The 26,214-nt window shown below is 62.3% G+C and carries 20 protein-coding genes and 1 pseudogene; 10 read left to right on the forward strand and 11 right to left on the reverse strand.

Annotation, left to right across the window (positions count from 1 at the left end):
* A pseudogene (locus THIDRDRAFT_RS10335) lies at positions 1 to 210 on the reverse strand (IS256 family transposase); the annotation flags it as partial.
* A gap of 697 nt (positions 211 to 907) precedes the next feature.
* On the opposite strand from THIDRDRAFT_RS10335, the gene THIDRDRAFT_RS10340 reads away from it, so the two are divergent.
* Entirely contained in the window at positions 908 to 1,822 is a 915-nt protein-coding gene (locus THIDRDRAFT_RS10340; protein WP_245535825.1) for an ISAzo13 family transposase, read from the forward strand.
* Between the two features lie 329 nt (positions 1,823 to 2,151).
* The gene (locus THIDRDRAFT_RS10345; RefSeq protein ID WP_007040786.1) at positions 2,152 to 2,820 is read left to right on the forward strand and encodes a VPLPA-CTERM sorting domain-containing protein; all 669 of its coding nucleotides are present in this window, start codon (positions 2,152 to 2,154) and stop codon (positions 2,818 to 2,820) included.
* 281 nt (positions 2,821 to 3,101) lie between these two features.
* On the opposite strand, the gene THIDRDRAFT_RS10350 is transcribed toward THIDRDRAFT_RS10345, so the two are convergent.
* A complete protein-coding gene (locus tag THIDRDRAFT_RS10350) occupies positions 3,102 to 3,704 on the reverse strand; it encodes a D-sedoheptulose-7-phosphate isomerase (protein WP_007040787.1) in 603 nt (200 codons plus the stop codon).
* 519 nt (positions 3,705 to 4,223) lie between these two features.
* Between THIDRDRAFT_RS10350 and THIDRDRAFT_RS10355 the strand changes: the two genes are divergently transcribed.
* Entirely contained in the window at positions 4,224 to 4,964 is a 741-nt protein-coding gene (locus THIDRDRAFT_RS10355) for a carbonic anhydrase (protein WP_007040788.1), read from the forward strand.
* A 32-nt stretch (positions 4,965 to 4,996) separates the two neighbouring features.
* Here the strand turns inward: THIDRDRAFT_RS10355 and THIDRDRAFT_RS10360 are convergent, their stop codons facing one another.
* The gene (locus THIDRDRAFT_RS10360; protein WP_007040789.1) at positions 4,997 to 5,386 is read right to left on the reverse strand and encodes a DnaJ family domain-containing protein; all 390 of its coding nucleotides are present in this window, start codon (positions 5,384 to 5,386) and stop codon (positions 4,997 to 4,999) included.
* A gap of 22 nt (positions 5,387 to 5,408) precedes the next feature.
* Positions 5,409 to 6,770, reverse strand: a complete 1,362-nt coding sequence (locus THIDRDRAFT_RS10365) for a (Fe-S)-binding protein (RefSeq protein WP_007040790.1) — start codon at positions 6,768 to 6,770, stop codon at positions 5,409 to 5,411.
* A gap of 636 nt (positions 6,771 to 7,406) precedes the next feature.
* Between THIDRDRAFT_RS10365 and THIDRDRAFT_RS10375 the strand changes: the two genes are divergently transcribed.
* A complete protein-coding gene (locus THIDRDRAFT_RS10375) occupies positions 7,407 to 9,053 on the forward strand; it encodes a methyl-accepting chemotaxis protein (protein WP_007040791.1) in 1,647 nt (548 codons plus the stop codon).
* A gap of 91 nt (positions 9,054 to 9,144) precedes the next feature.
* On the opposite strand, the gene aprA is transcribed toward THIDRDRAFT_RS10375, so the two are convergent.
* Both aprA and aprB read right to left on the reverse strand, forming a co-directional pair.
* Positions 9,145 to 11,124 carry an adenylyl-sulfate reductase subunit alpha gene (gene aprA, locus THIDRDRAFT_RS10380; protein ID WP_007040792.1) on the reverse strand — a complete coding sequence of 660 codons (1,980 nt, stop codon included), beginning with the start codon at positions 11,122 to 11,124 and terminating at the stop codon, positions 9,145 to 9,147.
* A gap of 44 nt (positions 11,125 to 11,168) precedes the next feature.
* Positions 11,169 to 11,636, reverse strand: coding sequence for an adenylyl-sulfate reductase subunit beta (gene aprB / locus THIDRDRAFT_RS10385; RefSeq protein WP_007040793.1), 468 nt, complete (start codon positions 11,634 to 11,636; stop codon positions 11,169 to 11,171).
* A gap of 236 nt (positions 11,637 to 11,872) precedes the next feature.
* On the opposite strand from aprB, the gene THIDRDRAFT_RS10390 reads away from it, so the two are divergent.
* Both THIDRDRAFT_RS10390 and THIDRDRAFT_RS10395 read left to right on the forward strand, forming a co-directional pair.
* Positions 11,873 to 12,265: a DUF423 domain-containing protein gene (locus THIDRDRAFT_RS10390; protein WP_007040794.1), complete on the forward strand. Its 393-nt coding sequence runs from the start codon at positions 11,873 to 11,875 to the stop codon at positions 12,263 to 12,265.
* A gap of 9 nt (positions 12,266 to 12,274) precedes the next feature.
* Positions 12,275 to 13,012, forward strand: a complete 738-nt coding sequence (locus THIDRDRAFT_RS10395) for a 16S rRNA (uracil(1498)-N(3))-methyltransferase (RefSeq protein WP_007040795.1) — start codon at positions 12,275 to 12,277, stop codon at positions 13,010 to 13,012.
* Here THIDRDRAFT_RS10395 and THIDRDRAFT_RS23750 read toward each other — a convergent pair whose 3' ends face one another.
* The 5 genes from THIDRDRAFT_RS23750 to THIDRDRAFT_RS10420 form a co-directional block, all read right to left on the reverse strand.
* Positions 13,013 to 18,361, reverse strand: coding sequence for a hybrid sensor histidine kinase/response regulator (locus THIDRDRAFT_RS23750; RefSeq protein ID WP_007040796.1), 5,349 nt, complete (start codon positions 18,359 to 18,361; stop codon positions 13,013 to 13,015).
* Positions 18,362 to 18,390: 29 nt separating this feature from the next.
* The gene (locus THIDRDRAFT_RS10405; protein ID WP_007040797.1) at positions 18,391 to 20,421 is read right to left on the reverse strand and encodes a methyl-accepting chemotaxis protein; all 2,031 of its coding nucleotides are present in this window, start codon (positions 20,419 to 20,421) and stop codon (positions 18,391 to 18,393) included.
* A 132-nt stretch (positions 20,422 to 20,553) separates the two neighbouring features.
* Positions 20,554 to 21,153, reverse strand: a complete 600-nt coding sequence (locus tag THIDRDRAFT_RS10410) for a chemotaxis protein CheW (protein WP_007040798.1) — start codon at positions 21,151 to 21,153, stop codon at positions 20,554 to 20,556.
* A gap of 5 nt (positions 21,154 to 21,158) precedes the next feature.
* A complete protein-coding gene (locus THIDRDRAFT_RS10415) occupies positions 21,159 to 21,587 on the reverse strand; it encodes a response regulator (protein WP_007040799.1) in 429 nt (142 codons plus the stop codon).
* Between the two features lie 126 nt (positions 21,588 to 21,713).
* Positions 21,714 to 22,118, reverse strand: a complete 405-nt coding sequence (locus THIDRDRAFT_RS10420; protein WP_007040800.1) for a response regulator — start codon at positions 22,116 to 22,118, stop codon at positions 21,714 to 21,716.
* Between the two features lie 265 nt (positions 22,119 to 22,383).
* Between THIDRDRAFT_RS10420 and gshB the strand changes: the two genes are divergently transcribed.
* The 4 genes from gshB to THIDRDRAFT_RS10440 all read left to right on the forward strand — a co-directional run bounded on the left by gshB (position 22,384) and on the right by THIDRDRAFT_RS10440 (position 26,206).
* Positions 22,384 to 23,373: a glutathione synthase gene (gene gshB / locus THIDRDRAFT_RS10425; RefSeq protein ID WP_007040801.1), complete on the forward strand. Its 990-nt coding sequence runs from the start codon at positions 22,384 to 22,386 to the stop codon at positions 23,371 to 23,373.
* A gap of 90 nt (positions 23,374 to 23,463) precedes the next feature.
* Entirely contained in the window at positions 23,464 to 24,567 is a 1,104-nt protein-coding gene (locus THIDRDRAFT_RS10430) for an FAD:protein FMN transferase (protein ID WP_007040802.1), read from the forward strand.
* 5 nt (positions 24,568 to 24,572) lie between these two features.
* On the forward strand, positions 24,573 to 25,520 hold the full coding sequence (locus THIDRDRAFT_RS23755) for an energy transducer TonB (RefSeq protein WP_007040803.1): 948 nt from the start codon (positions 24,573 to 24,575) through the stop codon (positions 25,518 to 25,520).
* 122 nt (positions 25,521 to 25,642) lie between these two features.
* Entirely contained in the window at positions 25,643 to 26,206 is a 564-nt protein-coding gene (locus THIDRDRAFT_RS10440) for a YqgE/AlgH family protein (RefSeq protein WP_007040804.1), read from the forward strand.
* Positions 26,207 to 26,214 lie beyond the last annotated feature (8 nt).

The raw sequence follows: 26,214 nt of genomic DNA on the forward strand, positions 1-26,214 counted from the left end.
CACCGTCCGTTCGGGCAGGTAGCCGTTGCGGACCACCGCTCGGCGCCCATCCTCAAGTCGCTGATCGGCATGCCCGGCCAGAAAGCTCGCCAACTCCGCCTCGACGGCCTGAGCGATGAGCTCGCGCGCCCCCTTCCTGAGCAACGCATGCAGCGGGTCGTGCCCCTCGATTTCTGGTTGTGAAAGAACTTCAAGCGTAGACTCGGTCATGGCGTATCCACCTCTGTCGTCTGTGATCTTGGTCGTGACCAGTCGGCAGGATACGCCATCCCTCCTCGGGCTCCTGTACACCAGAAATCACAATAACTCGCGTCCGCTTCACGGGCAATCACACAGGTGACCTCAAGGAAACCTTGGCGCCGATCCGAAAGGCTCACCCGCTGGGCATAGAGTTCCTGACGCACCGTTCGGGCGGTGCGCCCGCGTCCTGGCGGCAGGTTGAAGCGCACCTCCCCGAGTGGTTCGCTCTCCAGCACACTTCCCCACAGCTTCTTGCCCTCGCCACCGGGCAACGCGCGGTTATGCTTAGGAAGTGTCCATCAACTGTTTCCCGATTTCATCGTAGTCGGTATGCTTGGTCGATCATGAAGTGATCTCCGAGGGTGCGGGATGGCAGCGGTTGAGGTCGTGATTCCGGAAGCCGTAGAAGGGCATGTCAAGGTGGTCTTTGATCAGCTCAACGAGAAGCACCGCCGCTGGGTGGCGGCTCTGTTGTCGGAGGTCGTTGGTCACGGCGGGACGAAGTGGGTATCTGAGGTAACAGGGCTAGATCCGAAAACCGTGCGCCAAGGGCGCCTGGACGTTGCGGCGGGATTGTCGGACTGCCCACGTGACCGAGTGCGTCGCGTTGGCGGGGGACGTCCCCCTTTGAAAAAAGGATCCGTGCCTTGAGGCCGATCTGCTGGCGCTGGTCGAGCCGGAAACCGGCGGGGATCCGCAAGGGCGTACCCAATACACCCGTAGCAGCTTGCGATCCCTGGCCGAGCGTCTTGGGCGAGGCTGTGCCACCACCGTCGGGCGTCTGCTCAAGCCGCTGGGCTATTCGCTCAAGACCAACGTCAAACGACTGATCGGCAACCCCCACCCGCAGCGCGATCAGCAATACCGGTTCATCCAGCGCCTCAAGGGGCAGTTTCAGCGCCACGGCCAGCCGGTCATCAGCGTGGACGCCAAGAAATCCGAGCTGATCGGGGCGTTCAAAAATGCCGGCTCACGGTATTGTCGACACGCCGATATCGTCAATACCTATGATTTTCCCAGCGACGCCCTCTGCCGAGCGACACCCTATGGCGTCTATGATGCACAAGCCCACGAGGCATTGGTCAACGTCGGGACCTCTGCCACCACCGCCGCGTTCGCCGTCACCTCGATTCGCCACTGGTGGGAGCAACTGGGGCGCGCACGCTATCCGCATGCTGAGCATCTGCTGATCGAGGCCGACGCCGGCGGCTGCAATGGATATCGTCCGCGTCTGTGGAAGTGTGAACTCCAACGTCTCGCCAACGAGACCGGCCTGAGCGTCACCGTCTGCCATTACCCCAGCGGCGCCTCCAAATGGAACCCCATCGAACATCGCCTGTTCAGTCAGATCAGCCGCAATTGGGCCGGCCATCCGCTGCGTTCGCTCGACACCATGCTGGCACTCATCCGTGGCACAACCACTACGACGCGACTACAGATCAAAGCCATCCTCGATACGACGGTGTACGCCAAAGGGATCAAAATCAGCTTGCAAGACATGGCGGCACTGAACATGCGACGGCGACGCCTCTGCCCCAATCTAAACTACACCATCAGGCCGAATAAATCGGGAAATAGTTAGTGGACGGTCCCTTAGTGGAAGTCGATGTACTGTGCTGAGCAAAAAGGGTCACATTCATGCGACATAACAATGCTTTTCGTCGCAGCCGGAGGACGTGTCGTTCGTTCGCGCCACCACATCCAACCCGATGTAACAAGCGGAAAACTAGAGTAGGCAGACCTAGATTTCCTGATAATTTTTTATCAAAAACAGACGCTTAAAAAATTACAGATCTGACGAAACATGGGTGCGGGACGGAGGCGATGCAGATAATCGACAGAAGCAAATTTTTGGCCGAAAAATTGCTTAATGAATAGTAATAATTACAGTCGGAAGCACGGAGACTCGTTATGAAAAAAACGCTTGGCTACTTTATTGGCGCAGCGCTACTCGGCCTCACCGCCGTCGGCACCGCTCATGCGACTACCCTGTTCGACTTCACCGATAGCAGCGTTTGGAAGAACAACGTCCTGACCAGCACACAGGACGGGATCAAGGCAACGCTGACCACCAATCCCACCGCAATCAATTTCACCAAATTCGATGGGACAAAATCCAACGTTGGGTCCGATCTCTATGCCCATAGCAATCCATCATCAGCTTGGGACGGTGTCGGTATCAATGACGATGAGGTTGGCGGCACAGAGGTTCTAACGCTTGCTTTCGGCACTGCCGTTAACGTCACGCGAATTGATTTTCTCGATCTTTTTAAAACTACCGGAGATGCTGAAAAAGTCGCCGTCAAATTCTTCAATAATGCCACTGAGCTCGACACTAAAGATTTTGATGGAATTATTGACTTTACAAATGGCACCGGATATTTGAGTGCGAACGTCTCGATAGCCAACGTTACTAGCCTTGAGTTCTCTTGGAAATCTGGCAATGACGGTGTAGGCATCGGCGACGCAGCCCTTGCCGCAGTCCAAGTCTCCGCAGTTCCCATTCCCGCCGCCTTGCCGCTCTTCCTGTCGGCACTCACGGGCTTTGGCTTCGTTGGCTTCCGTCGTCGTCGCGCCTAGCCAGCCGGTAGGCTGGGGTGAACGAGAGTGAACCCCAGCAGCAAAGCCTGCGTCACTCGTCGGTCAAGTAGGTCTCGTTGATGCATGTCACTACGATTGGCTTCGTGTGCAGACCACCGTCCCATCGCAAGAGAGCCCGCTATCCTCACCTTCGGGCATGTATGGGCCCAAGAGGATTGATCTGACGTAGGTGCAAATTCGTTCGCATCGCGAACCTTAAGAAATGCGAATGAATTCGCATCTACAGACTTCAAACGACACCGCAAGGTGAGCTTGAGCTATCACTCAGAGCCGCTGGCCATGAACTCCACCACCTCGCACAGGAAGTGGCCGAGCATCAAATGGACCTCCTGGATTCTCGGCGTCTCGCGCGAAGGAACCGCCAGCCGGATCTGAGCGCTCGCGGGCAAGTCTTCATGGGCGGCGCCGGTCAGCAGCACGGTCAGCAGACCACGCTCGGCGGCCGTGTCCAGTGCACGCACCACGTTGGGCGAGCGACCGCTGGTGGACAAGGCCCAGAGCACGTCGCCCGGCCGGGCCAGTGCGGCGATCTGACGCGCGAACACCTCGTCGAACGAGAAATCGTTCGCGACCGCCGAAACGGCACTGGTATCGAAACCAAGCGCGATCGCGGGCAGCGGACGACGGGTCTTGTTGAGGAAGGGGCCGATCAGCTCGCCGCTCAAATGGGTCGCCTCGCCGGCACTACCCCCATTGCCGCAGATAAAGAGTGTTCCACCGCGCTTGATGGCCTCGGCGGTGCGGGTAGCCGCCGCCAGAGTCGACTCCAGCAGTGACTCGTCGGCGCGAACCGCCTCCAGCAGTGCCAGTGTGGAGTCGAGTCGCTGATCGAGCAGTGTGGCAATAAAGGAGTCTTGGGTCATGGTCGGGATAGAAATGATGATGGGTCACTGAGAAGCCGATCTGCTGGATAGGACCGAATTCGATCGGTCCTCGGCATACTTGCTGCGTTCCTCGCCCTCCTGACGACGCCCGATCTCCATCTGGCGTCGCACCGCCTAAGACCTCCCTGCGCTGGAGCAGACATCGCCAGGCCGTGAAAAGGCCCATCTGGCTTGGTCTCGGTCATGGCTGAGTCCTCGCTGCACGCTGCAAAGCGGTGAGGTGTAAAGGGTCTGCCTGACGTGGACGGGACATGATGCGACTCGACAGACTCGCAGACAAGGCCGAAATCCAGATAAGCGGCAAGCCCCGCTGTTGATTTGTGTCCACGCAGCGTATAGCTAGAGACGGCTGGTCAACCGGCACCCAAAGCGCCTTCCCGCTGCGATCCGAACCGGATCTCACCGAATCCATGCACGGCGCCGACACGGAACCACCGCCGAGCACTGTCACCGGCCCCATCAGGCCTTTTAGACGAGAACGCCTTCTGGAGAACAACGATGAGAACAAGCATGCTGGCTGCGAGCGTCCTTCTGGCGTCTGGGTGTGCCCACCAGACCCCGCATCAAGCCCCGCATTGGGGCTATGTGGGCGCGGAGGGACCGGTTCATTGGGGCGAACTGGATCCGAAATATGCCGTCTGCGCCTCCGGCAAGAACCAGTCGCCGATAGACCTGTCCGGCTTCATCGAGGCCGATCTGAAGCCCTTCCCGATCGACTACCGGAGCGGTGGCACCGAGATTCTCAACAACGGGCACACCATTCAGGTCAATTACGCACCGGGAAGCACGATCGCGATCGATGGCCACCGATTCGAGCTCAAGCAGTATCACTTCCATGCACCGAGCGAAAACCATATCAACGGCAAGTCCTATCCCATGGAGGCCCATCTGGTTCACGCCGATGCGGACAGCAACCTGGCCGTGATCGCGGTGATGTTCGTCGAGGGACGTGAGAACGCCTCCATCGCCAAGGCCTGGTCGCAGATACCCATGGAGGCGGGAACGAAGGTCGCGCTCGCCGGGCAACTCGACGCGCGCGATCTGCTGCCGCGCAAACGGGCCTATTATCGCTTCAACGGCTCGCTGACCACGCCGCCCTGCTCCGAGGGGGTCCGCTGGCTGGTGATGAAGGAGCCGGTCAGTGTCTCCAAGGCGCAGATCGAGGCGTTCGAGCACGTCATGCACCATCCCAACAACCGGCCGGTACAGCCGGTGAACGCCCGTCCGGTTCTGCGCTAACGCGCCCCGATCGGATCCCGAGCAACACTGATTCACTCGGGGTCCGATTCGCGCCCCTCGCCGAAGGTTTCAGCCAGCCGATCCATATAGTGCTGCTGAACCGCGTCGCCCAGTCCATGACCGCGCCCCTCGGACAATCGGGTTTCGAGCAGACGCAGACGACGTAGATGACGACGGCGCTCGCCCGGATCCTCGGCGCGCGCGATCAGGGCCTCGACGTCCTTGATCTCGCGCAGCGCCTCCAACTCTGGCGGCAAATAGCCGGCTCCCTTCAGCAGCCGATAGCCGGCCCGCAGATGCTCGGGCACCATCGATAGATCCTCGTGCGGGATCGGTTTGCCCTCTCCGGCTAGATTGGACAGTTCTCCGCGCTCTATGGCGCGCTGGATATGCTGTTCGGCGAGTTGATCGATCAGATCCATGGGGGCCTCATCTGTTCCGAAATCAGTCCAAGGTTCGCGTGTCCAGCGACTCACTCAGAAGAACCGCTAGATGACGCGGGCGCGCGTCGCCGTGGGCACGCATCTGCTGACGACAGGAGAAGCCGTTGGCCACCACGCGCGCAACGGGCTTGGCGCGCAATGCCGGCATCAGATCCTGCTCGGCCATCTCGGAGGCCATGCCCGCGTGCTCGGCCTCCAACCCAAAGGTGCCGGCCATGCCGCAACAGCCGGCGTCGATGGGCGTGAAATCGTGATCCGGGATCGCCTTGAGCACGCGCCGCATCGATTTCATGGCGCCGACCGCCTTCTGATGACAGTGACCGTGCACCAACGTTTCGCCCTCAGGCAACGCGGCGAGCGGTAGATTCAGACGCTTGGCGGTGATCTCGCGCGCCAGAAATTCCTCGAACAGCAGGATCTGCTTGCCGACCTGCTCCACCGTCTCACCGAGTCCCAGCGCCTGGGCGTCATCGCGCAGACCCAGCACGCAGGAGGCCTCCAGTCCGACCAAAATCCGTCCCGCCTCCAGGTGCGGACGCACCGCCTCGGCCAAACGCCTGACCTCGTCGCGCGCCTGGTCGATCATGCCCTGAGCCAGATAGGTCCGACCACAGCAGAGCGGTCGCGACGGATCGGGGCTGGAGTCGCCCGGCTCGGCAATCCGCACCGAATAGCCGCCCGCATTCAGCACCGCCAGGGCGGATTCGGCGATCTCGGGCTCGAAATAGCGGGTGAAGGTGTCGACCAGCAGCACGACCTCGGGCCGATCCTCGGCAGCTGACACGCCGCTCTCGGTAGGAGCCATGAAAGGCTTTGCCACGGGCTCGGGCAGCGGACGTTCGGCATGCAGCCCCAGCCAGCGCTCGCTCAGACGGGCGAGCCAGGGCGAACGGTTGCGCCATCGGATCAAGACCCGCAGCCAGGGCGCGCGATGCAGCCAGCGCGGAGCATGGGCGAACAGCCGGTTGCGCAGTCCAACGCCCCAGCGGGCCGCACGCTGGGCCATGTACTCGACCTTGATCAGGGCCATGTCGACACTGGCCTCGCACTCGCGCTTGCAGCCCTTGCAGGCCACACAGAGATCCATAGCCTCGGCCAGAGTCGGATCCTGGAACGCCTGGTCGACCAGATCGCTGGAGAGTGCCGTCTTCAGCAGCTTGACCCGCCCGCCGGTGGAGAGGTGCGGATTTCCAGTGACCTTGAAACTCGGACACATAAGCTGCTTGCCATGGGTCTGACACTGTCCGCTGTTGATGCAGACCGCCACGGCCTTGGCGAAATCGCCGCCCTGCTTGGGGATGTCGGCGTAGGCATCGCCCATGCCGGCATCCTTGTAGGCCGACCAGTCGAGATAGGTCTTCATCGTACGTCTCCGATCATGGGCATGGCGCGTCTGCGGGTCTTGGGCAACTGGAATGGGACGGAACAGGTCGGTCGATCCGAAATCGGCAGAATGACCGAGGCAGGTATACCCGTCGCGCGTGGGTCGGCCCGTTCAAACGGGAGCAAAATCAGCCACCGCGAGACGGCGATCCTCGCCACACGAGGCCGCTATGCTATCACCCTCCTTCGAATGGTCGATATGAGCCCCCCAATCCTCGCGAAAGGCGAGCCGACTCTCGGCGGCGGGATCCAACACCCGCACTATTCGCCGCCAGGCGCTCGAATGGCGTTCCGTGGCCATCCGGATCGAGCCCCAATACGCCTCAGTCCTCCATCGCGCTTGTCGACCGGAAAAGATCCAAACCATTCGATTCGCAAAGATCTTGGAAACGAGCACTGGGTCTCACCGCGAAACAGGACTAAACCATCACAAAAAGCAGGGTTTATACTCTCCGCCAACTCACCAGACCTCGTCCACCGTCCGCGCTCGCTATATCTCGCGAGGATGTCGACGAAGCTCCAGCGCGGAGCAAACGCCCTTGGTTTAACCTGCTTCCACGCGTGATCCGATCCGTTGGTGGCGCATTGCCACCTTTTTTGTCTCCCAGGCGCTCAGATGAATCTATTCCGTCATATCAGTATCAATCATCGACTCTGGATCATTTCCGGTTTCGTCACGCTCGGTTTCGCGATAGGACTCACACTCGCACTGCTCGAAATCCGCTCCGTTCTGATGGCGCAGAAGATCGAGCAGGTCACCCGGCTGGTGGAAACGGCCATGAGTATCGCGGCCGACTATCGTCAGCGCGCATCCAGCGGGGAGCTCTCCGAAGCGGACGCCAAGGCCGCCGCACTGCGCACCCTTTCAGGTCTGCGTTTCGAGGGAAACAATTATTTCTGGGTCAACGACCTGGACGGCAACTGCGTCATGCAGCCCTTCAAGCCTGATCTGGCCGGTAAAAGCCTGCTTTCGATCAAGGACGCCAACGGTAAGCTCTATCACAAGGAGATGTGGCAGAAGGCACGCGACGAGGGCAAAGGCATGGTGACCTACGCCTGGCCCAGGGGTGGCGAGACCAAGCCCGAGCCCAAGATCGCCTACGTCGAGACCTTCGGCGACTGGCAATGGGTGATCGGTGCCGGGATCTATGTCGACGACGTGGATGCCACCTTCCAGAAGAATGCCATGCTCATGGCCGGATTCGGCGTGCCGCTCCTGCTCGGCCTGATCCTGGTCACCACACTGACCTCGCGCTCCGTGGTCACCCCCATCCATAACGCCGCATTGACGATGGTGGACATCGCCAGTGGCGCGGGAGACCTCACACGCCGACTGGATACCAGCGGCAAGGACGAGGTCACCGAAATGGCGTCGGGCTTCAATCAGTTCACCAGCAAGACCGAACGCATGGTGATCGCCGTCGGCCAGGCCACAACCGAGATCGCCTCGGCGGCCGAAGAGCTCTCTGCGGCGACCCAGTCCAACACGGCAACGATGGACAGACAGCGCAACGAGACTCAGCAAGTCGCGACCGCCGTCACCGAGATGTCCGCAACCATCAAGGAGATCGCCAGGAACGCGGAAGAGGCCGCCTCGGCGGCCTTCGACGCCGACGGCCACTCGCGCACGAGCGGCGAGACAGTCGATCGGGTCATGCGGGCCAATCAACGTCTCGCAACGGAGGTCGAACAGATCGCGGAACGCATCCGGCGGTTCAACGATGAGAGCGTCGCTATCGGTAGCGTGGTGGACGTGATTCGCGCTATCGCGGAACAAACCAATCTGCTCGCCCTGAACGCGGCCATTGAGGCCGCCCGCGCGGGAGAGATGGGGCGTGGCTTCGCCGTGGTCGCCGACGAGGTTCGCCGCCTGGCCAACCGGACTCAGGTGTCGACGACAGAGATCCAGACGATGATCGAGCGACTGCGCTCCGGTGCCCAGGAGGCCGTCACCGCGATCGAACAGGGCGAGACGCTGACTCAGGAGACGCTGGAAGAGGCAACCCAGGCGCAGCAGTCATTGGATCAGATCGTGCAATCCATCGGCAGGATTCGCGACATGAACACCCAGATCGCGAGCGCCGCAGAAGAGCAGGCGACCGTCGCGCATGAGATCGACCGCAGCGTGGTCAACATCTCGAATCTGTCCACCGAAACGGCGCAAAACACCGAGCACACTGCGGCCTCAACCCTCGAACTCTCGCGACTCGGTGCCGAGCTGCATGCCCTGGTGAGTCAGTTCAAAGTCGGAGTCGCGTCCTGAATGCGATAACCGAGACCCCCCGGCGGCCTCACGGCCACCGGAGTTTCCGGATCAGCTGAACGACCCCACGCAATAGGGGACCGTCGGAACATCACTTGAACAGCTTCGATTTGTCGATCAGATCGACGTGGGCACGCTTGAAGCAGGTCCAGTTCTTGGACTTTCTGTCGTAGACGGAGTTGACGAAACACTTCCAGTGTTCTTCGTCGACGACGTTGTAATCCATCCGGTAGTAGAAGCCGGGATAGCGGCTCTCCTCGCGGAATTGGATGTGCTTCATGTGCGCCTCGGCCGTGAGTAGGCGGTGATAGTTCTCCCAGGCGCGGAGCAGTTCGTGGAGGTCCTTCGCGCGCATCTTGAGCGCATCTTCCTTGAGCATTTCCAGCTTGTTCTCGGCTACATCCATCATCTTGGCGTTGGTTTGATACAGGGTCGAAACGCCAGCGACGTACTCGTCCATCACCTTCTGTAGCCGGAGCTGAAGCATCTGCGGCGTGATGTAGTCGGGGTTCACATCGATCGCCGTGCTGTCGTCCTTGTGTTCCAGGAAATTGCGTACCGGTCGGTAGATCTCCTCGACCAGGTCCTGTACGGAATCGGCCAGTTCGGGAACCAGATCCTGGTGGTCCACGCAGTACTTGACCATGGCCTTGGCCGCGAGCCGACCCTCGGCATGCGAGCCGGAGGAGAACTTGAGACCGGAGGCGCCGACGCCGTCGGCAGCGGTGAAGAGCCCCTGAACGGTGGTCATGGAGCGATAACCCCAGCTCCAGCCGGAGGGCAGATGGCCGGGAATCCTGTCTGCGTCGGGGTGTTCCTCGCTGGTCGGGGCACCCAGATCCTCGGGGCCAGAGACCCAGATACCGCAGCAGCCGGCATGCGATCCGAGCAGATAGGGCTCGGTCGGCATCAGCTCGGCGTTCTTCTTCTCCGGCTCGATGTTCTCACCCGCCCAGCCCCCGGCCTGGCCGATGCACATATCGAGGAAATCTTCCCATGCATCGGCCTCCAGACGCTTAATTTCATTGGGGGTCATGGTCTCGGCAAGCTTGCCGAGCACGCTCACCGTATCCATGTAGATCGGGCCCCGCCCCTCACGTATCTCGCGCATCATGAGGTGGTTGCGCAGACAGGAGGCCGGAACGACGGCCTGACCATAGGGCGGATACTGGTCCAGCAGCTCCTTGTTGGTCTCCATGTAGTTCTCGCCAAAGGCATTGGTGGCCTTGGCCTTGAACAGCATGAACCAGGCGTCGACCGGGCCGTAGCCGTCCTTGAAGCGGACGGGGACGACACGGCTCTCCATCATGGTCAGCTCGGCGCCGGCCTCGGCGGCCATGGCGTAGGTGCTGCCGGCGTTCCAAACCGGAGCCCAGGTACGCCCGGCACCTTCACCGACGGAGCGCGGACGGAAGATGTCGGCACAGCCGCCCGCGACCAGAAGACAGGCCTTGAACCTGTAGACATACACCTTGTGTTCGCGGACCGAAAAACCGACGGCGCCGGCGATGCGGTTCTCGTCGTTTTTGTCGTTGAGCAGTTTGACGATGCAAACGTGCTCCTGAATCTGCTCGGTGCCCAACGCCTTCTTGGCCGCCTCGGCGACGATCGACTTATAGGACTCGCCGTTGATCATGATCTTCCACTTTCCGGAGCGGACCGGGTTGCCGCCCTCGACCAGTGGTTTGCCCTCGTCCCCGGCCTGCTTCCAGATCGGCAAGCCCCATTCCTCGAAGAGATGGACGGAGTCGTCGACATGACGGCCCAGGTCGTAGGTCAAGTCGTCGCGGGTGATGCCCATGAGGTCGTTGGAGACCATGCGGGCATAGTCGGCCGGATCCTGCTCGCCCAGATAGGTATTGATTGCGGACAGGCCCTGAGCCAGCGCGCCGGAGCGATCCATGGCGGCCTTATCGACCAGCTTGACCTTAAGATCGATGCCCTGCTTTTTCGCCGCATCAAGCCAGGGGCCGATCTCGTAGGCCGCACCGCAGGCGCCCATGCCACCGCCAATGATGAGGATATCGACCTCTTCCTCGACGACCTCGGGATGCCCGAATTCTCCAGCCATTTTCGTCTACCTCAGTGCGATCTTGCGCTTAGTTGCAGATCAGCTCACTTGCGGATCAATTCGTCGGGGTTGCCTGGCTTCTGAACACCGCCGAGTGTGAAGAAACCTGGCTCGCCAATCTTGGCGAGATCGGCCTCGGGCTTTGAGCCGTATGGATCGATTGAGCCTTCGGGGGTGGTGCGGATCGGAAATTCAAACCGCTTCATGTTGCCTTTGCGAAACGTGATGGTCCAGCTGATGGAGTCGCTGCCGCGTAATGGCTGCACGGAGGCGCCAATGGGAACCACGTCGGCAGAGTGCCGACATTCGATCGCATGCTGAGGACAGAGCTTGACGCAGGCGTAACACTCCCAGCAGTGCTCCGGCTCCTGGTTGAAGGCGCGCATGGCGTGACCGGTCTCGGAGCCATCCTGGTCCAACTTCATGAGGTCGTGTGGACAGATGTACATGCAAGCGATCATGTCCCGACCTTTGCAGCCGTCGCACGTATCGGTACGCACAAATGTTGGCATGATAATCGATCTCCTAACGGTTCACTGCGGTGGAGCCGCCCCGTTGCCCCCTTCCTGGAGCGACTCTGGGCGTCCGGGAGACGCGCCTTGGAGGCATATTACAGAATTCCGAGCGCCCATCACCGCACAGCGAGGCCATCCCCAATGTGAGCGGCCCGAGCCAGGCTGGTATGCTGCCAGCCCCGATCGCCCGCGCCAAAGCTGCGGGTGCCCTATCTCGACTTGGGAGTCTCATCATGACGACAGCACGCCTATGGCTGACACTCGGAGCGGTCTGCGGATTCCTGACCGTATCGCTCGGCGCATTCGGCGCACACGGACTCAAGGGACGGATCGCCGCCGATCTGCTCGCGAACTGGGGCACGGCGGCCAATTATCTCGGCATGCACGCTGTCGCGATCCTCGCCTGCGGCCTGCTGCTACTCCTGCATCCTGCGGCTCCACTGATCCGAGCTGCGGCCTGGTGCTTTCTGATCGGGGTCTCGCTCTTCAGCGGCAGCCTCTTCCTCATGGCCTTGACCGACGCGCGCATGCTCGGAATCGTCACGCCCTTCGGTGGCGTCACCCTGCTCGCCGGCTGGGCGCTGCTGGCGGTCGGCGCCTGGCGCGCGGCCGCTCCAGCGAACTGAGGAGCCGCCATGCGCATTCCCCGAATCTATGCTGAGATCGACCTTCACCTCGGGGCCACTCCGACCCTTCCGGTCGGCCCCAGCCGTCATCTGACGCAGGTCTTACGGCTCGGCCAAGACGACCCTCTGGTTCTCTTCAATGGGGATGGATTTGACTACTCGGCGCGGATTCTGAGCACGCACAAGGACGGCACGCGAGTCAGTGTGGAAGCCGTCGGCGATCGGGAACCGGATGCGCCGATCGAGATCCATCTGGCACTCGGCGTCTCCAAGGGGGAGCGCATGGACTTCGCCCTGCAGAAGGCGGTTGAGCTTGGGGTCGGAGCCATCACTCCACTCTTTACCGCACGCAGTCAGGTCCGGCTCGACGGCCCCCGTTTGGAGCGACGACTCGAACATTGGCGCGGGATTCTGACTGCGGCCTGCGAGCAATCGGGGAGACGCCGGCTGCCGAGCCTGAACGCGGCCGCCACATTCGACACCTGGCTGAAATCGCCATCGCGCGGCAAGGGCCTGTTGCTCGACCCAACGGCCTCCACGCCCCTAGCCGGGCTGAAACGACCCGAAACGGGAGTGACCCTACTGATCGGTCCCGAGGGAGGCTTGAGTCCCGGTGAACGCGAAAAGGCCTATGCAACGGGTTACCAGGGCGTTCGACTCGGCCCCAGGATTCTGCGCACGGAAACCGCCCCCCTGGCGACCATCGCGGTCATCCAGGCGCTTTGGGGCGATTTCCGCGAGGGCTGATCAGACCGGAGCATGCTCCGAGAGCAGAGAGGCGATCTCGTTCAGTAGCTCGGATTCTTGGTAGGGCTTGCCGAGATAGCGATTGACACCGAGCTGCATCGCATAGTCGCGATGCTTCGCGCCCGTGCGCGAGGTGATCATGATGATCGGCAGGGTGTGATAACGCTCCGAGCGGCGGATATGCCGGGTCAGCTCGTAGCCGTCCATACGCGGCATCTCGATATCCAGCAGCATCAGGTCTGGAACCCGCTCGTCGAGCAGGGTCAGTGCCTCGACCCCATCCTTCGCGGTCAACACCTCCATGTTCTGACGCCTGAGCAGGCGACTCGTGACCCGACGCACGGTGAGCGAATCGTCGACCACCATGATGCAGGTCCCTTCGTGCACCGGCTCGTCGGCAACCGCGCCCTGGCGGTATTCCTGCAGAGCGCCGGAGCGCAGCAGGGCGAGGGCGTCCAGAATCAGCGCCACCCGACCGTCCGGCAGGATGGTGCCGCCGCTCAGCCAACGTACGCCGGCGAGTTGTGGACCAAGTGGCTTGACCAGGATCCGCTGGCTCTCGACGAGGGTGTCGACATGCAGGGCGACCCGCTGGTCGCCGAGACGCACCAGCAGCATCGGCATCCAGCGACGCTCGCCGAATTCGGGCTCCTGACCGGGCTCGAGCACACCCCCCAGATAGACGACCTTGTAGGTGTGTCCACGGGCGCTGAACCCCTGGCCCTCGCCATGGTAGATCGCTGTCAACTCCTCGCGCGAGATACGCGCGGCGCCTTCCACCGTGCTATGTGGCACGGCATAGATGTTCTCTCCGGCCGAGACCAGGAAGGCATCGATGATGGCCAATGTCAGCGGCAGCCGGATGGCGAATTTGGCTCCCTTGCCCCAGACCGACTCCAGACTGATGGTGCCGTTGGCGGCCTTGATCTCGGAGGCGACCACGTCGAGGCCCACGCCCCGGCCGGAGATCTGGGTCACCTTGCCCGAGGTGGTGAAACCGGGCTCAAGGATGAACTGCAGCAAGGCCTCCTCGGGCAGCTGGGCCTCGGCGGACATGAGTCCGCGCGCGATCGCCTGCCGGCGGATCGCCTTCAGGTCCATGCCCTTGCCGTCGTCGCTCAGACTGATGACGGCATCGTTGCCTTCGCGGCGCAGCGCCAGGGTCACCATGCCGGTGGCCGGCTTGCCGTTCGCAACCCGGGTCTTGGGATCCTCCAGACCATGGTCGACCGCATTGCGCAACAGATGCTCCAAGGGCGCAACCAGGCGGTCGAGGATGGTGCGGTCCAGCTCGACCTCGGGACCGATGACCTCCAGTCGCGCCGATTTACCCAAACTGTCGGCGGTTTGGCGCACCAGACGATGCAGACGCGGCACCACCTGGACGAAGGGGACCAGACGGGTACGCAGCAAACCGTCCTGCAGGTCATCGGCCAGACGTGCCTGCTGATTCAGCAGATCGGTGAACTCGCGCTGATAGCCACCGAGCATCTCCTTGGCGCTGACCAGGTCGTTGACGGTCTCGGCCAGACTGCCGGAGAGCTGCTGGAGCCGCGAGAAGCGGTCGAACTCCAGCGGATCGAAGTCCTCGTCGTATTCAGAGGCGGCGCCCGAGCGCTCGAAGCGATGCAGGATCTGGGTCTGGGTCTCGATCTCCAGCAATCGTAGCTGCTCGCGCAGACGCACGACGGTTTGGTCGAGCTCGCTCAGACCGAATCCAAGCTGACCGTTGCGCTGGGTAAGACGGCCACGGTAGAGACTGATCTCGCCGGCATGATTCACCAGGCGATTGAGCAGATCCGAACGCACCCGAATTTGGGGCACGACCGAAACGCCAGCCACATCGCGACCGGTACCCGGCTCAGCCAGCATCTCGGAGGCCACACGGGTGACCTCCGAGAGGATCGGAACCTGCTCGGACGCAGAGGCGGGCTCGGCCTCGGCTGCCGGGCGCATCACGGCAACCTCTTGAGTCTCCGAAACCTCGTCGGGGGCACGACTGAGCGCCTCGACCAGGGCGGTCACGACCGGAATGGGGGCACCCTGTTCCAGTGCATCCACCTGCACCGACAGGGTATCGACGGCACGCTGAGCCAACTCCAGGGTGACGTCGTTAACCACACCCCCTGCTTCGCCGAGGGACTTGAGTCGAGTCTCGAGCGCATGGCTCAGATCACCGATGACCGTCAGACCGGTCAGCCGTGCACTTCCCTTGAGGGTGTGAAGAAGACGGTTGATGCCATCAAGCGCAGACGTATCCTGCGGGGCCAGCTGCCATTCGCGGAACTGGGTATCGAGATTGTCGAGCAGGTCGCGCGCATCCTCCAGGAACAGACTCGCCAGCTCGGGATCCGGGGCCGGCATCAGGTTCTCGGGCTCGCTTTCGACCTCGACCGGAACCGGCTCGGTCGTTTCCTGAGAGAGGGATTCGAGCGGCTCGGACGTGGCCTCGACGGGCTCGGCCAGCTCCTCCGCTTGCGCGTCCTGGAGTTCCTCCTCGCCGACCTCGTCCTCGCGCGGCTCGATCGGTTCCAGCTCCAACCGCTCCAGGACGTTCCCGGACGGCTCGGCCATGTCCAGATCCACCACATCGGATTCCACCGCCTGCTCCGGCTCCTCCGATACCAGAGTTTCGGGAGTCTCGGTGGCCTCGGGTTCGGGCATCTGAGGCTGGATCGATGGCTCGACCACATCCGCAGGCGATATCTGTTCCAGGTCGGCCATAAGGGCCGTAAGTGCGGAGGCACCCTCGCCGACCGCCGGCAACTCGTCGACACGGGCCTCGACCCCGAGGACGAGACGCCTCAGCAGGGAAAGAAGCCCCTCGTCGAGCTCGGCATCGGTCGCCAACATCGGCTTGATCCGCAGCTCCATCCCCTTGGTCACCCGAGCGATGGAATCGATTCCTGCCATACGGGCACTGCCGGTCAGGGTGTGTAGCGCCCGCTGAATCGGCTCGCCGACCTTGGCCCCCGAGGACTCGACCCCGTCGAGGAACTCGCGCAGCACGACGAGATGCTCGTGGGTCTCGGCCTGGAAGATACGTAACAACTCCTCGTCGTCGGCGAACAGGCTGTCGTGATCGTCGACAATCTCCGGCTGAGCGGCCGAGGTCGTCGCCTCCGACATGGATGGGGGTGGAGACGACGCGCTCGCGGTCTGAGAAAGCGAGTCATGGAGGGCGGTAGCACGCGCCAACATGGGTGCGATATCGAACGGGTTCCCCTCACCCTCGGCGGACACCAGATCGGGCAGCATGGAGACGGCATCCGAGACGCAGGCGAGCACCTCCTCGCTCGGCAACTGCTGGGATTCGATCAAACGATTGAGCAAGAGCTCGATGACCTGAGCAAAATCGGCGACCTGCAGGGCACCGACCAACCGGCCGCTGCCCTTGAGGGTATGAAAGCTGCGTCGCAATGTTCCGAGCGCATCGGCGTCGTGAAGATTGGATTCCCAGCGCGCGAACTGGGTCTGGGCCGTCTCGGTTTCCTCACGCGCCTCCTCCATGAAGATATCGAGGAACTCGGTCTCGATTTCCTCGGGGATCGCGGTCGACTCGACGCCTTCCGGTGCCGGCTCGGAGAAGGCAACGTCGGCGGGCGCCTCGTCCAGCACGAATGCCTCAGGCCAATCCGCCTCCTGATATCCGGTCTCCTCCGAGCCCGTTTCCAGAAGATCGCTCGATCGAGACTCGACCTCGGGCAGAGCGCGCAACGCCTCGATGGCCTCGTCGGCACGCGCGACCAGATCGAGGCCAAGCGGCATGGGCTCTTGCAGATGGCCGATATAGAGTTCGATGGCAGCAATGGCATCGGCCAGATGATCGAACTCTTCATCCGTCGGTCGGTGACCGAGCTGGGTGTAGCGATGCGTGATGATCTCGCCCAGGGCGTCGGCGCAGTCGGCAGTGGCATCCTCGCCCAGAATGCGAAGCGCGCCGGACACGCTGAACAGATGGCCGCGAACAGGTGCCAGGGCATCCGACTCGGTCAGATCGGTATGCCACGTCGTAACCGCGTCCTTGACGCGCACCATCTCATAGCCGGCCTCGCGCAGGGTCGCCGAGGTCAGTTCGGACAAATCCATGTCGGGCGCAATGATCTGCTCGGACGCATGGTCGCGATGGCCCGCGTAGGCGAGGAGAACCGCCTCGATTCCCAGCAGTTCCATCGCATAGGATTCGAGCCGCGCGCCAGCTCCGTCCGAGACGTTCGAGGTCACTGCGGCAAAATTGTCGGCCAAGGCACGCATGCGAGCCGGTAGATTTCCAACCTCGACGTCATCCAGCAGACTCGCCAGACGCTGCAAGGTGGAGCAGAAGATATCCAGATCGCTCGGATCCGGCTGATCGTCGTGGGCCAGACGGTCGAAGCGCTCCTTAAGCTCGGAGAGCTCGGCCAACGCGCTCTCCGCAAGCTCCGCCAGCATGGCATCGTCGTCGAGCCCGAGCGAATCGTCGAACGGCCTGTTCATGCCAGAGCGCCCGAGACCATAGGCCGCTTGCAATTGGGCGATCTTAGGGTCTTCGATACCGGCCTCGACGAGCGCGCCCAGGAACTGTTCGATCAGGGTCAGCGCATCGACTTCAGGCCATTGCGGAGGGTTCTGGACCAAGGGCTTGAGTACCCAATCCAGATGTCCGAGCAAAGTCCGGGTCTGAGGACCGGACGACATCCGACCCTCGCGTAGCGACGCGACATAGGTCTTGGCGATCCAGAAGAGATCGGCGAGCAGTCCTTCCTTGAGATAGCCGTGAAGCTGATGGAAGAGCTGCTCCAGAGAGAGAAGCCCCTGATTCTCGGGGGCGCCACGGAACCACTCGACCAGATGGCGGTGGAACTGCGGACGTACCTGACGCATGACCTCGGCCAGGATGTCCAGCTCCTCCGGCATCCATTGCGAATCGCCATCCGCATTGACGGCGGCGAAGGTCAGGAGTTCGGAATGCGTCAGCGGCAGGTTGTCGGAGGCCGCGCGCACCTCATTGATGATCGACCAGAGACTGAGCGGAGGCTCGTCGAATCCGGCGTCCAAACGATCGAGGTGGCCGTTCAACTGGCTCAGGGCCTGACCCATGGCCTCGGCTGCGCGCTTGATCTGCTCCGAATCCCCATCACCCAGACGCTCGACCAGACGGGACATCTCGTCGACAAGACGCGCAGGGGTGGAGAGCTGCAGCGCCAGCAGCACCCCCTGCACCTGCTCGAGCGCCCGTCTAGCCGGACCGAGATCGATCGGCGAGTCGCCCGCGCGACCATCCTCGACCAAATCGCGAACCGGACGTAGCGTGGAACCGATCTCGCCCTTGACCCATTTCAGGCCACCAACCAGCTTCTTATCTGCCATGGGCCCGCTACTCGTGGTGAGCCTGTGGTTTAGGGAAGCCGGAACCCGGCCACCGAACGTTGCAATTCAATGGACAGGTTGGCGAGTTCTTCGACCGATTCGGCAGCGCGTCTGGTGCCATCATTGTTCTCCTCGGTGATCGCCCGGATGGCCTGCACCGTATCGTTGATCTCAGCGGCCTGGCGAGACTGGCGCTGGGAGGAATCGGCGATACGCTTGGTCAAGTCGGCGATGTAGGCCGACACGTTTTCGATCTCGCGCAGGGCGTCGCCGGCGTTTTCGGCAAGATTCGCCCCCTCCACGACTCCAGCGGTGCTGGCTTCCATCGAACTCACCGCCTCATTGGTATCTGCCTGAATGGTGCGGACCAAGACCTCGATCTGCTTGGTCGCGCTACGCGAGCGCTCGGCCAAACGCTGCACCTCGTCGGCAACCACCGCGAAGCCGCGCCCCGCTTCGCCCGCCATGGCGGCCTGCATGGCCGCGTTCAGGGCGAGAATATTGGTCTGGTCGGCAATGTCGTCGATCAGCTCGACAATCTCGCCGATCTCTTGGGAACTCTCGCCAAGTCGCTTGATGCGCTTGGAGGTCTCTTGGATCTGCTCGCGAATGGCGTCCATTCCCTGGATGGTGTCGCGCACCGTCTGAGCGCCACGTCCGGCCACCTCGACCGAACGCGAGGCGACCTCGGCCGACTCGTCCGCATTACGTGCGACTTCGTCGATCTGCACCGTGAGCGATTGCACCGCCGCCGAGGTCTGGGTGATCTGCAACGACTGAACGCTGCTCGCCTCGGCCAGTCGCGAGGCAACGGCGCGGCTCTCCTGCGCCGAGTTCGAGACCTTGGAGGCCGTTTCGTTGATTGTCGTCACCAGCCCTCTCAATGCCTCGATCGCGTAGTTAAAGGCATCGGCGATGGCTCCGGTCTTGTCCTCGGTGACCGTAGCCTCGGCGGTCAGGTCGCCGTCGGCCAGATCGCCCAACTCATCCAGCAGCCTTAGGATGGCGCGCTCGTCGCGCTCAGTCTGTGACGTGGATATCAGCTCGCGATGCTTGGCGTCACGCGACGTGACGACCACCAGCAGCACCAGCGCAAGCAGGGAGAGGCCAGCAAAGAGTAGAACGGCATTCGGACCGATCTCCATTCCGGCGACGCGCAGTCGGGCGCCGAGCCCCTGGTAGCCACCCGAAAGACCATCGAGCGCGCTTTCCACCTGCCGGCCCTTGGAGTCCAGATCCGCCGGAAGATCCAGCAATGGCTGCACGGAGTCGAGGGTCTGGAGCAGATCCTTGGATTGGGTGGCAAAGGTCGCAAAGCGGGGGGCCAGATCCCGAAGCGCTGCAGACACTGCGGAGCTGGCGGCAACCTTGGCTGTCAGGGAGTCGAGTCCAGCGGCGAAGGCATCTCGTGCCCCGGCCAGATTATCGGCGGCCTGAGTGGTCGTCTCGCCACCGCTCGCGAGCTTGGCCAGGGCCAACGCCATCCGATCCAGCCGGGAAACCTGCAGTCCGGCCTCCAGCACCTGATCGGCCGGCAGACCCGCCGAGGCCATGCGGGCCGCCGCCTGTTTCATGCCTTCACGCACCTTGGGAAGCATGGATTCGAGCGATCCGATTCCCGAATGGAACGCAACGAGCGAGTCCTGAGCAGCACGTATCCGATCGATCCCGGAACTGAGACCGCCCCAGGCACGCTCGGCCTGGGCGAGTTGCGTCTCGACCGAATCCGATCCGACGGCACCCCGGGTCTGCTCCAGCCCGCTCGCAAGCTCGGCGAATCCGGCCTTGAGACGTCCCTGCTCGGGCCCTAGCCGCTTCAAGGCATCCGTGTCGCCCCGAATAGAACGATTCGCGAGCCGGACCAATTCCTGAGTCAGATCCTTTTGCTCAGAGGCAAGCGTCGCCTGACGCGCACCCTGCGCGCTCTGACCGACCAGCTGGAGGTAGCTCATCAGGGCCAAGGCCGCAAAAACCAACGCGACCAGCGACAACAGGACGCTGGTCCAGCGGATACTGCCTCCTGCGCTCGCTCCCAAGTTCATCTTCATTCGCTTCGCCATCTGGTGCCGACTCCCGATGCGGTTTTATCTAGTGTTAGTGTCCGTTTAATCCTCGAATGGCAGGCGACGCCTCGGGATCCAACCGTCCGATCAAAAGCCGGGGCGAACCGGCCCAACTCCGCGACCCGTCGCTCACACCTTGGCGGCGCTGAACACCGGATCGGCCATCAGCTCGACCAAACGAATGACGGGGATTGGCGTGCCGTCGAGCAGGAAGAACGACTCGACATAGGATCCGCTCGGCCCCAAATCCTCCTGGGAGCCGTCCACGCGATCGGTGTTCTTGATGTAACGCATGCCGATGGCCTCCGAAACGACCAAACCGCATGGCAGCTCCTCCTGCCTGACGACCAATACGCGCTCGCGACTGCGCAGCTCGCGACGTCGGTCCGCGCCTGAATCGGGACGCTTGCGGCGGCTCGGCGGCTGACTGCCGTCCATGAGGTTCGCGAGGTCGTAAATCGGAAGCAAGGTTCCGCGGTTGTTCGCCACCCCAAGCAACCAGGGCTTGGTTCCAGGAACCCGCGTGATATCCCAAGGCAGCTCAAGCACCTCGGAGATCTGCTCCAAAGGCGTCAGAAACTCGCGTTCATGCAGCTTGAACAACACCGCCGCCCAGCTGTCCGGTGGGCGGTCTTCGTCCGGAAGACCCGCAGCTCGCGCCCGACAACGGGCGTCGAGCTTGCGAATCATTTCAAGCAGTTCGGTCCGTGAGCGTTCGGAGCGCGCCATCTGTGTCAGCCACCCAACAATTCGCGGATACGTTCGAGTAACAGTTGGCGATCGACGGGCTTGATCAGATAGTCGTTCGCGCCCTGCCGCAGCCCCCAGGTACGATCGGTCTGCATGTCCTTGGTCGTGACCATGATGATGGGGATGTCCGCCGTTTCGGGATCACGACGCAATATCCGGGTTGCCTGATAGCCGTTCAGCACCGGCATGATCACGTCCATGAGGATGAGGTCGGGGCAGTTGCTGCGCACCGCCTCGATCGCCTCTTCGCCATTCGTGGCGGTCTCGACGCGATAGCCCGCCTTGGTCAGGATATGGGTCAGTATCCGCGTCTCGGTCGGTGAGTCGTCGACTACTAAAACCGTCGCGGTACTCACCGCAGCAGCACTCAGATCTTGGGCCGGCGGATTCGGTTTGCGGAAAAAGCGTCTCATGGCATGCCTTGAAGCTCGTCGACGAATATCCCTGAACAAGTGACCATTAGGCGCGCGACCCGTCGGATCGACCAATCACGCCGCCCAACCAGCGACGGGACATAAAAATCAGGACCCGGTTCCGGTTCATTCCGAACCGGTCGCCTGGCGAAGACTGCCGCGCACGGCCTCCAGGAGTTCATCTCCAGTGAAGGGTTTGGAAAGGTAGAGTTGCGCTCCGACCATTCGCCCCTTCGCCCGATCGAATAAACCGTCTTTACTCGACAGCATCACGACAGGTGTATGACGAAGATTGGGATTGCTCTTGATCAGCGCGCAGGTATGGTAGCCATCCAGGCGCGGCATCATGATATCGACAAAGACCAGATCGGGCTTGAAGCTTACGATCTTACCCAGCGCCTCAAACCCGTCCTCGGCAACGCAAACCTCACATCCGGCCTTGTTCAAGAGCGTCTCGGCACTTCTACGAATCGTCTTGCTGTCATCAATGACCAGAACTCTAGCGCCGCGCAAATCGGGGTTATCCTTCATGATCCGTCACGCATGCGGACTGATGCCGCGACAAGTTGGGGGGACGGCAATACATTTGGGAGTTTTACCATGGTCGGGGGGACGCGTCGATGCGAACTCGGTCACCCTTTTCGGATCTGACGAGATGATTCACGGGGCCGATTCCTTGGAGTAGAGCGTATTCACGATGCGTCGAATGATTTGGATGCTAGAAGCAACGGCCTCGCCATGCAAGTGCGATGGCACGCCCTTACCACCTTCGAACCACTGAAGTACACTGCGCACCATGTCACGTGAAATTGGCTTTCTGATGGATCCGATCGGATCCATCAACATCAAAAAGGACAGCACCTTCGCCATGATGCTGGCCGCTCAACGGCGAGGCTGGCGGCTGTGGTACGCCGAGCTGGCGGATCTTTCCATGGTCGATGGCGTCACCCAAGCCCGATTGCGATCGGTCGAGGTCACCGACGACCGGCAGGGTTGGTATCGCTTCACGGGCGAGACGACCCGCCCATTGGGCGAGCTCGACGCCGTACTGATGCGCAAGGATCCGCCCTTCGATTTGGAGTACATCTACGCGACCTATTTCCTGGAGCAGGCCCAACGCGAGGGCTGTCTGGTCGTCAACGATCCGCAAAGCCTCCGCGACGCCAACGAAAAGGTTTTCGCCGCCGCCTTCCCGCAATGCACGCCGCCGAACCTCATCAGTCGAAGCGCCCAGGACATCCGCGATTTCCATCAGCGCCACAACGACATCGTGCTCAAGCCGCTCGACGGCATGGGAGGAGCCTCGATCTTTCGCATCCGGCACGACGATCCCAACCTGAATGTCATCATCGAGACCTTGACCGATCACGGACACCGCTACTGCATGGCCCAGCGCTTCCTGCCCGCCATCACCGGTGGCGACAAACGGATCCTGATAATCGACGGCACACCCGTTCCCTATTGCCTGGCGCGCATTCCAGCGCCGGGCGAATCCCGAGGCAACCTGGCGGCCGGCGCCACGGCCGAGCCCCGCCCGCTGAGCGATCGGGACCGCTGGATCGCCGAGCAGGTCGGTCCCTCGCTCCGCTCACGCGGCATCCTGTTCGCCGGCCTGGATGTGATCGGCGACTACCTGACCGAAATCAACGTCACCAGCCCGACCTGCATCCGCGAGTTGGAGGCCGCCTACGGCCTCGATATCGCCGGCGACCTCATGGACTGCATCGAACGGCACCTGAGCGACCAAGACACGCACGGCGCGTCCGGCGATCGCGCCCCAAGCTAAAACCAGCCGCGTCGCCCAGCCCCCAACGCCGCGCCGCACCAGGACAGCGAACCACCGGCGCTCGCACCGAAATCAAAGAGGAACGGCCCCATGCAGCATTCGTCGTCGCCCTCGACTCAAACCCGAGCGACCCTACTGACCGCCACCCTGCTGATCCTGGCGATCACCTTGAGCGCCTGCCGGGAACGCAGCCCGGTCATCGTCACCCAGTTTTCCGCCTTCGACAGCCAGGTGGACGTAAATCTGGTCGGTGTCAGCAAGAAGCAGGCTCGGCAGGCTTCCGATCTCATCGCCCAGGATTTCACCTACCTGGAACGGGAATGGGGCGTGCTGGATGGCGGCCCCATGAAACGGGTCAATCGGCTTATTTCGACCGGAAGACCCTTCGTCCCGCCACCCTCGCTCCTGGGGCTGATCCGTCAATGCAAGCTCTACGAGTCGCAGAGCGACGGGCTCTTCAACCCAGCGACCGGCAAACTGACCCATCTCTGGGGCTTCGATAAGACGCGCCCACGCAGCCATCCACCACCCTCCAGCGACGCGATCGCACAACTGGTCGCGGCCGCTCCCAGGGTGGGGCAGATCGAGGTCGATGGACTGGAGGTCACTGGGCACAACCCGGCGCTTCGATTGAACCTATCCTCCATCGCCAAAAGCGCCGCCATCGACCTGGCGATCGAGCAACTCCGAAATCTGGGCATTCGCAACGCCATGATCCAGGCCGGCGGCGCCTTGCGCGCGATCGGCGATCGCAGCGGCCAGCCCTGGCGCATCCCGATCCGACGCGCGACGGGCTCGGGCGTTTTCGCCATCCTGTCGATCCGAGGCGATGAAGCCGTGGTCACCGCCGCCGAGTACGAGCGCGACTTCCTTTACGAGGGCGATCTCTATCATTCCATCCTCGATCCGAGGACCGGCTGGCCTGCCAAAGGGATGCGGGCCGTCACCGTCGCCCATCCCCGGGCCGAGACGGCCGCCGCTGCGGCGACCGCACTCTTTATCGCCGGACCGAGCGAATGGCGCAGGATCGCCACTCAGATGGGCATCGACCACGCCATCCTGATCGACCGTCAGGGCAGGATTCACCTGACTACGGAGATGGCGAAGCGCATCCAGTGGGTTGAGGAGCCTGAAGGGGTCGAGGTCGTGGAACCCAAAACCAGGCTACCGGAAACGGACGAGGCGGAGATCTGAAGAGCATGGACAGCCGCCTCGGCGAACAGGAGCTTCCACCCGCGCTCCGCATACATCACGAACAGACGCACTCGCCGGTTTTCATCCTCGCCTTGATCGGGGCCGGCCTGCTGCATCTGGTGGCGCTGCTCGCGCTCAACATCGAACCTCCGAAGTCGCCCCCGATCCCGGAAACGGCCTTGGAGATTCTCGTCCTCACCGAAGGCGGACATACGACCGACTATGCCGCCCCGGACGCGGCGCTGGCCCAGCGCACCCAGACCGGCGCATCACCAACCGGTAAGACCGCGCTGTCCTCGCCTGGCGAACAGATCCAAGCGCTGGACCCGACTCCCGAGGAGACGCCACCCGACCCCATTCCCACAGTCACGGAAGAGGTCGTGGAGACCGCGCCCGAATCGGAGCCAAAACCAACGCCGCCTCGCGAGGCAGAACTCGATGTTCTCGCCGCCAAACACCCGGATGAAACGCTCGCGGAGCTTCCCCCAACGCGACCGCCGATCGACGCGGCAGGCATACTGGCGAGCCAGAGTCGCGAGATCGCGCGTCTGACCGCCGATCTAGAGGCTCAGAGTTCGGCCTATGCACGGCGTGTTCGACGCAAGTCGATCAGTGCCAGCACGCGCGAGTTCCGCTACGCAAGCTATCTGGGCGCCTGGGCACGTAAAGTGGAGCGGATCGGCAACCTCAACTATCCTCAAGCGGCGAAGGAGGCACATCTCTACGGCAGCCTCATCCTGCATGTCGCGATCCGCTCGGACGGCAGCGTGGAGCGCATCCGAATCGTCCGCTCGTCCGGTTCAGACCTGCTCGACGAGGCGGCGATCCAAATCGTCGAGCTGGCCGCGCCCTATTCGCCTTTTCCTCCAGATATCGCCGCCGAAACCGATGTGCTGGACATCATCCGCACCTGGCAATTCATGCGCGGAGACGTCCTCGGCTGGGAGCGATAGCCCCGGCCACCCGGATTGCGCGATACTGATAAGATGTCATTCAGCGCGACAGCTCGGGAATTCGCGCTGAATGCGGTCCGGCCACCCTTGCCACACCTCGCGCCGATCAGGATACTAGAGTCATGCCCTTCAGCACCTCTCTGACGAACCACTTCCTCATCGCGATGCCGGCCCTCGCGGACCCCAATTTCTCGCGAACCGTAACCTACATCTGCGAGCACACCGAGCAAGGGGCCATGGGCATCGTGATCAACCGACAGATCGACGTCACGCTCGGCGAGCTGCTCGGTCAGCTAGAGATCAAGGTGGACCAACCCACGATCGGAAGCACCCCGGTCTACCAAGGCGGTCCGGTACAGACCGATCGTGGATTTGTCCTGCACACAGCCGGCCCGGCCTTCGATTCAACGCTCAACATCACACCGGACATCAGCGTCACCACCTCGCGCGACGTCCTGGAGGCGATTGCCAAAGGCGAAGGGCCGGACCAGATACTGGTCGCCCTGGGCTATGCCGGATGGGGCGGTGGCCAACTGGAACAGGAGATGAGCGCCAATGCCTGGCTCAGCGGACCGGCAAGCGACGAGATCATCTTCCGTATGGATCCGGGCGCGCGCTGGATGGCGGCAGCCCAGCTGCTCGGTGTGGATCTGAATCTACTCAGCGGCGAGGCCGGGCACGCCTGACCCGCCTT

The sequence above is a fragment of the Thiorhodococcus drewsii AZ1 genome (genome assembly GCF_000224065.1).
Lineage (GTDB): Bacteria > Pseudomonadota > Gammaproteobacteria > Chromatiales > Chromatiaceae > Imhoffiella > Imhoffiella drewsii.

Coding starts and splice junctions, on each gene's coding strand:
- THIDRDRAFT_RS10345 (WP_007040786.1), top strand. CDS start 2,152: ATGAAAAAAACGCTTGGCTACTTTATTGGCGCAGCGCTACTCGGCCTC.
- THIDRDRAFT_RS10350 (WP_007040787.1), bottom strand. CDS start 3,704: ATGACCCAAGACTCCTTTATTGCCACACTGCTCGATCAGCGACTCGAC.
- THIDRDRAFT_RS10355 (WP_007040788.1), top strand. CDS start 4,224: ATGAGAACAAGCATGCTGGCTGCGAGCGTCCTTCTGGCGTCTGGGTGT.
- THIDRDRAFT_RS10360 (WP_007040789.1), bottom strand. CDS start 5,386: ATGGATCTGATCGATCAACTCGCCGAACAGCATATCCAGCGCGCCATA.
- THIDRDRAFT_RS10365 (WP_007040790.1), bottom strand. CDS start 6,770: ATGAAGACCTATCTCGACTGGTCGGCCTACAAGGATGCCGGCATGGGC.
- THIDRDRAFT_RS10375 (WP_007040791.1), top strand. CDS start 7,407: ATGAATCTATTCCGTCATATCAGTATCAATCATCGACTCTGGATCATT.
- aprA (WP_007040792.1), bottom strand. CDS start 11,124: ATGGCTGGAGAATTCGGGCATCCCGAGGTCGTCGAGGAAGAGGTCGAT.
- aprB (WP_007040793.1), bottom strand. CDS start 11,636: ATGCCAACATTTGTGCGTACCGATACGTGCGACGGCTGCAAAGGTCGG.
- THIDRDRAFT_RS10390 (WP_007040794.1), top strand. CDS start 11,873: ATGACGACAGCACGCCTATGGCTGACACTCGGAGCGGTCTGCGGATTC.
- THIDRDRAFT_RS10395 (WP_007040795.1), top strand. CDS start 12,275: ATGCGCATTCCCCGAATCTATGCTGAGATCGACCTTCACCTCGGGGCC.
- THIDRDRAFT_RS23750 (WP_007040796.1), bottom strand. CDS start 18,361: ATGGCAGATAAGAAGCTGGTTGGTGGCCTGAAATGGGTCAAGGGCGAG.
- THIDRDRAFT_RS10405 (WP_007040797.1), bottom strand. CDS start 20,421: ATGGCGAAGCGAATGAAGATGAACTTGGGAGCGAGCGCAGGAGGCAGT.
- THIDRDRAFT_RS10410 (WP_007040798.1), bottom strand. CDS start 21,153: ATGGCGCGCTCCGAACGCTCACGGACCGAACTGCTTGAAATGATTCGC.
- THIDRDRAFT_RS10415 (WP_007040799.1), bottom strand. CDS start 21,587: ATGAGACGCTTTTTCCGCAAACCGAATCCGCCGGCCCAAGATCTGAGT.
- THIDRDRAFT_RS10420 (WP_007040800.1), bottom strand. CDS start 22,118: ATGAAGGATAACCCCGATTTGCGCGGCGCTAGAGTTCTGGTCATTGAT.
- gshB (WP_007040801.1), top strand. CDS start 22,384: ATGTCACGTGAAATTGGCTTTCTGATGGATCCGATCGGATCCATCAAC.
- THIDRDRAFT_RS10430 (WP_007040802.1), top strand. CDS start 23,464: ATGCAGCATTCGTCGTCGCCCTCGACTCAAACCCGAGCGACCCTACTG.
- THIDRDRAFT_RS23755 (WP_007040803.1), top strand. CDS start 24,573: ATGGACAGCCGCCTCGGCGAACAGGAGCTTCCACCCGCGCTCCGCATA.
- THIDRDRAFT_RS10440 (WP_007040804.1), top strand. CDS start 25,643: ATGCCCTTCAGCACCTCTCTGACGAACCACTTCCTCATCGCGATGCCG.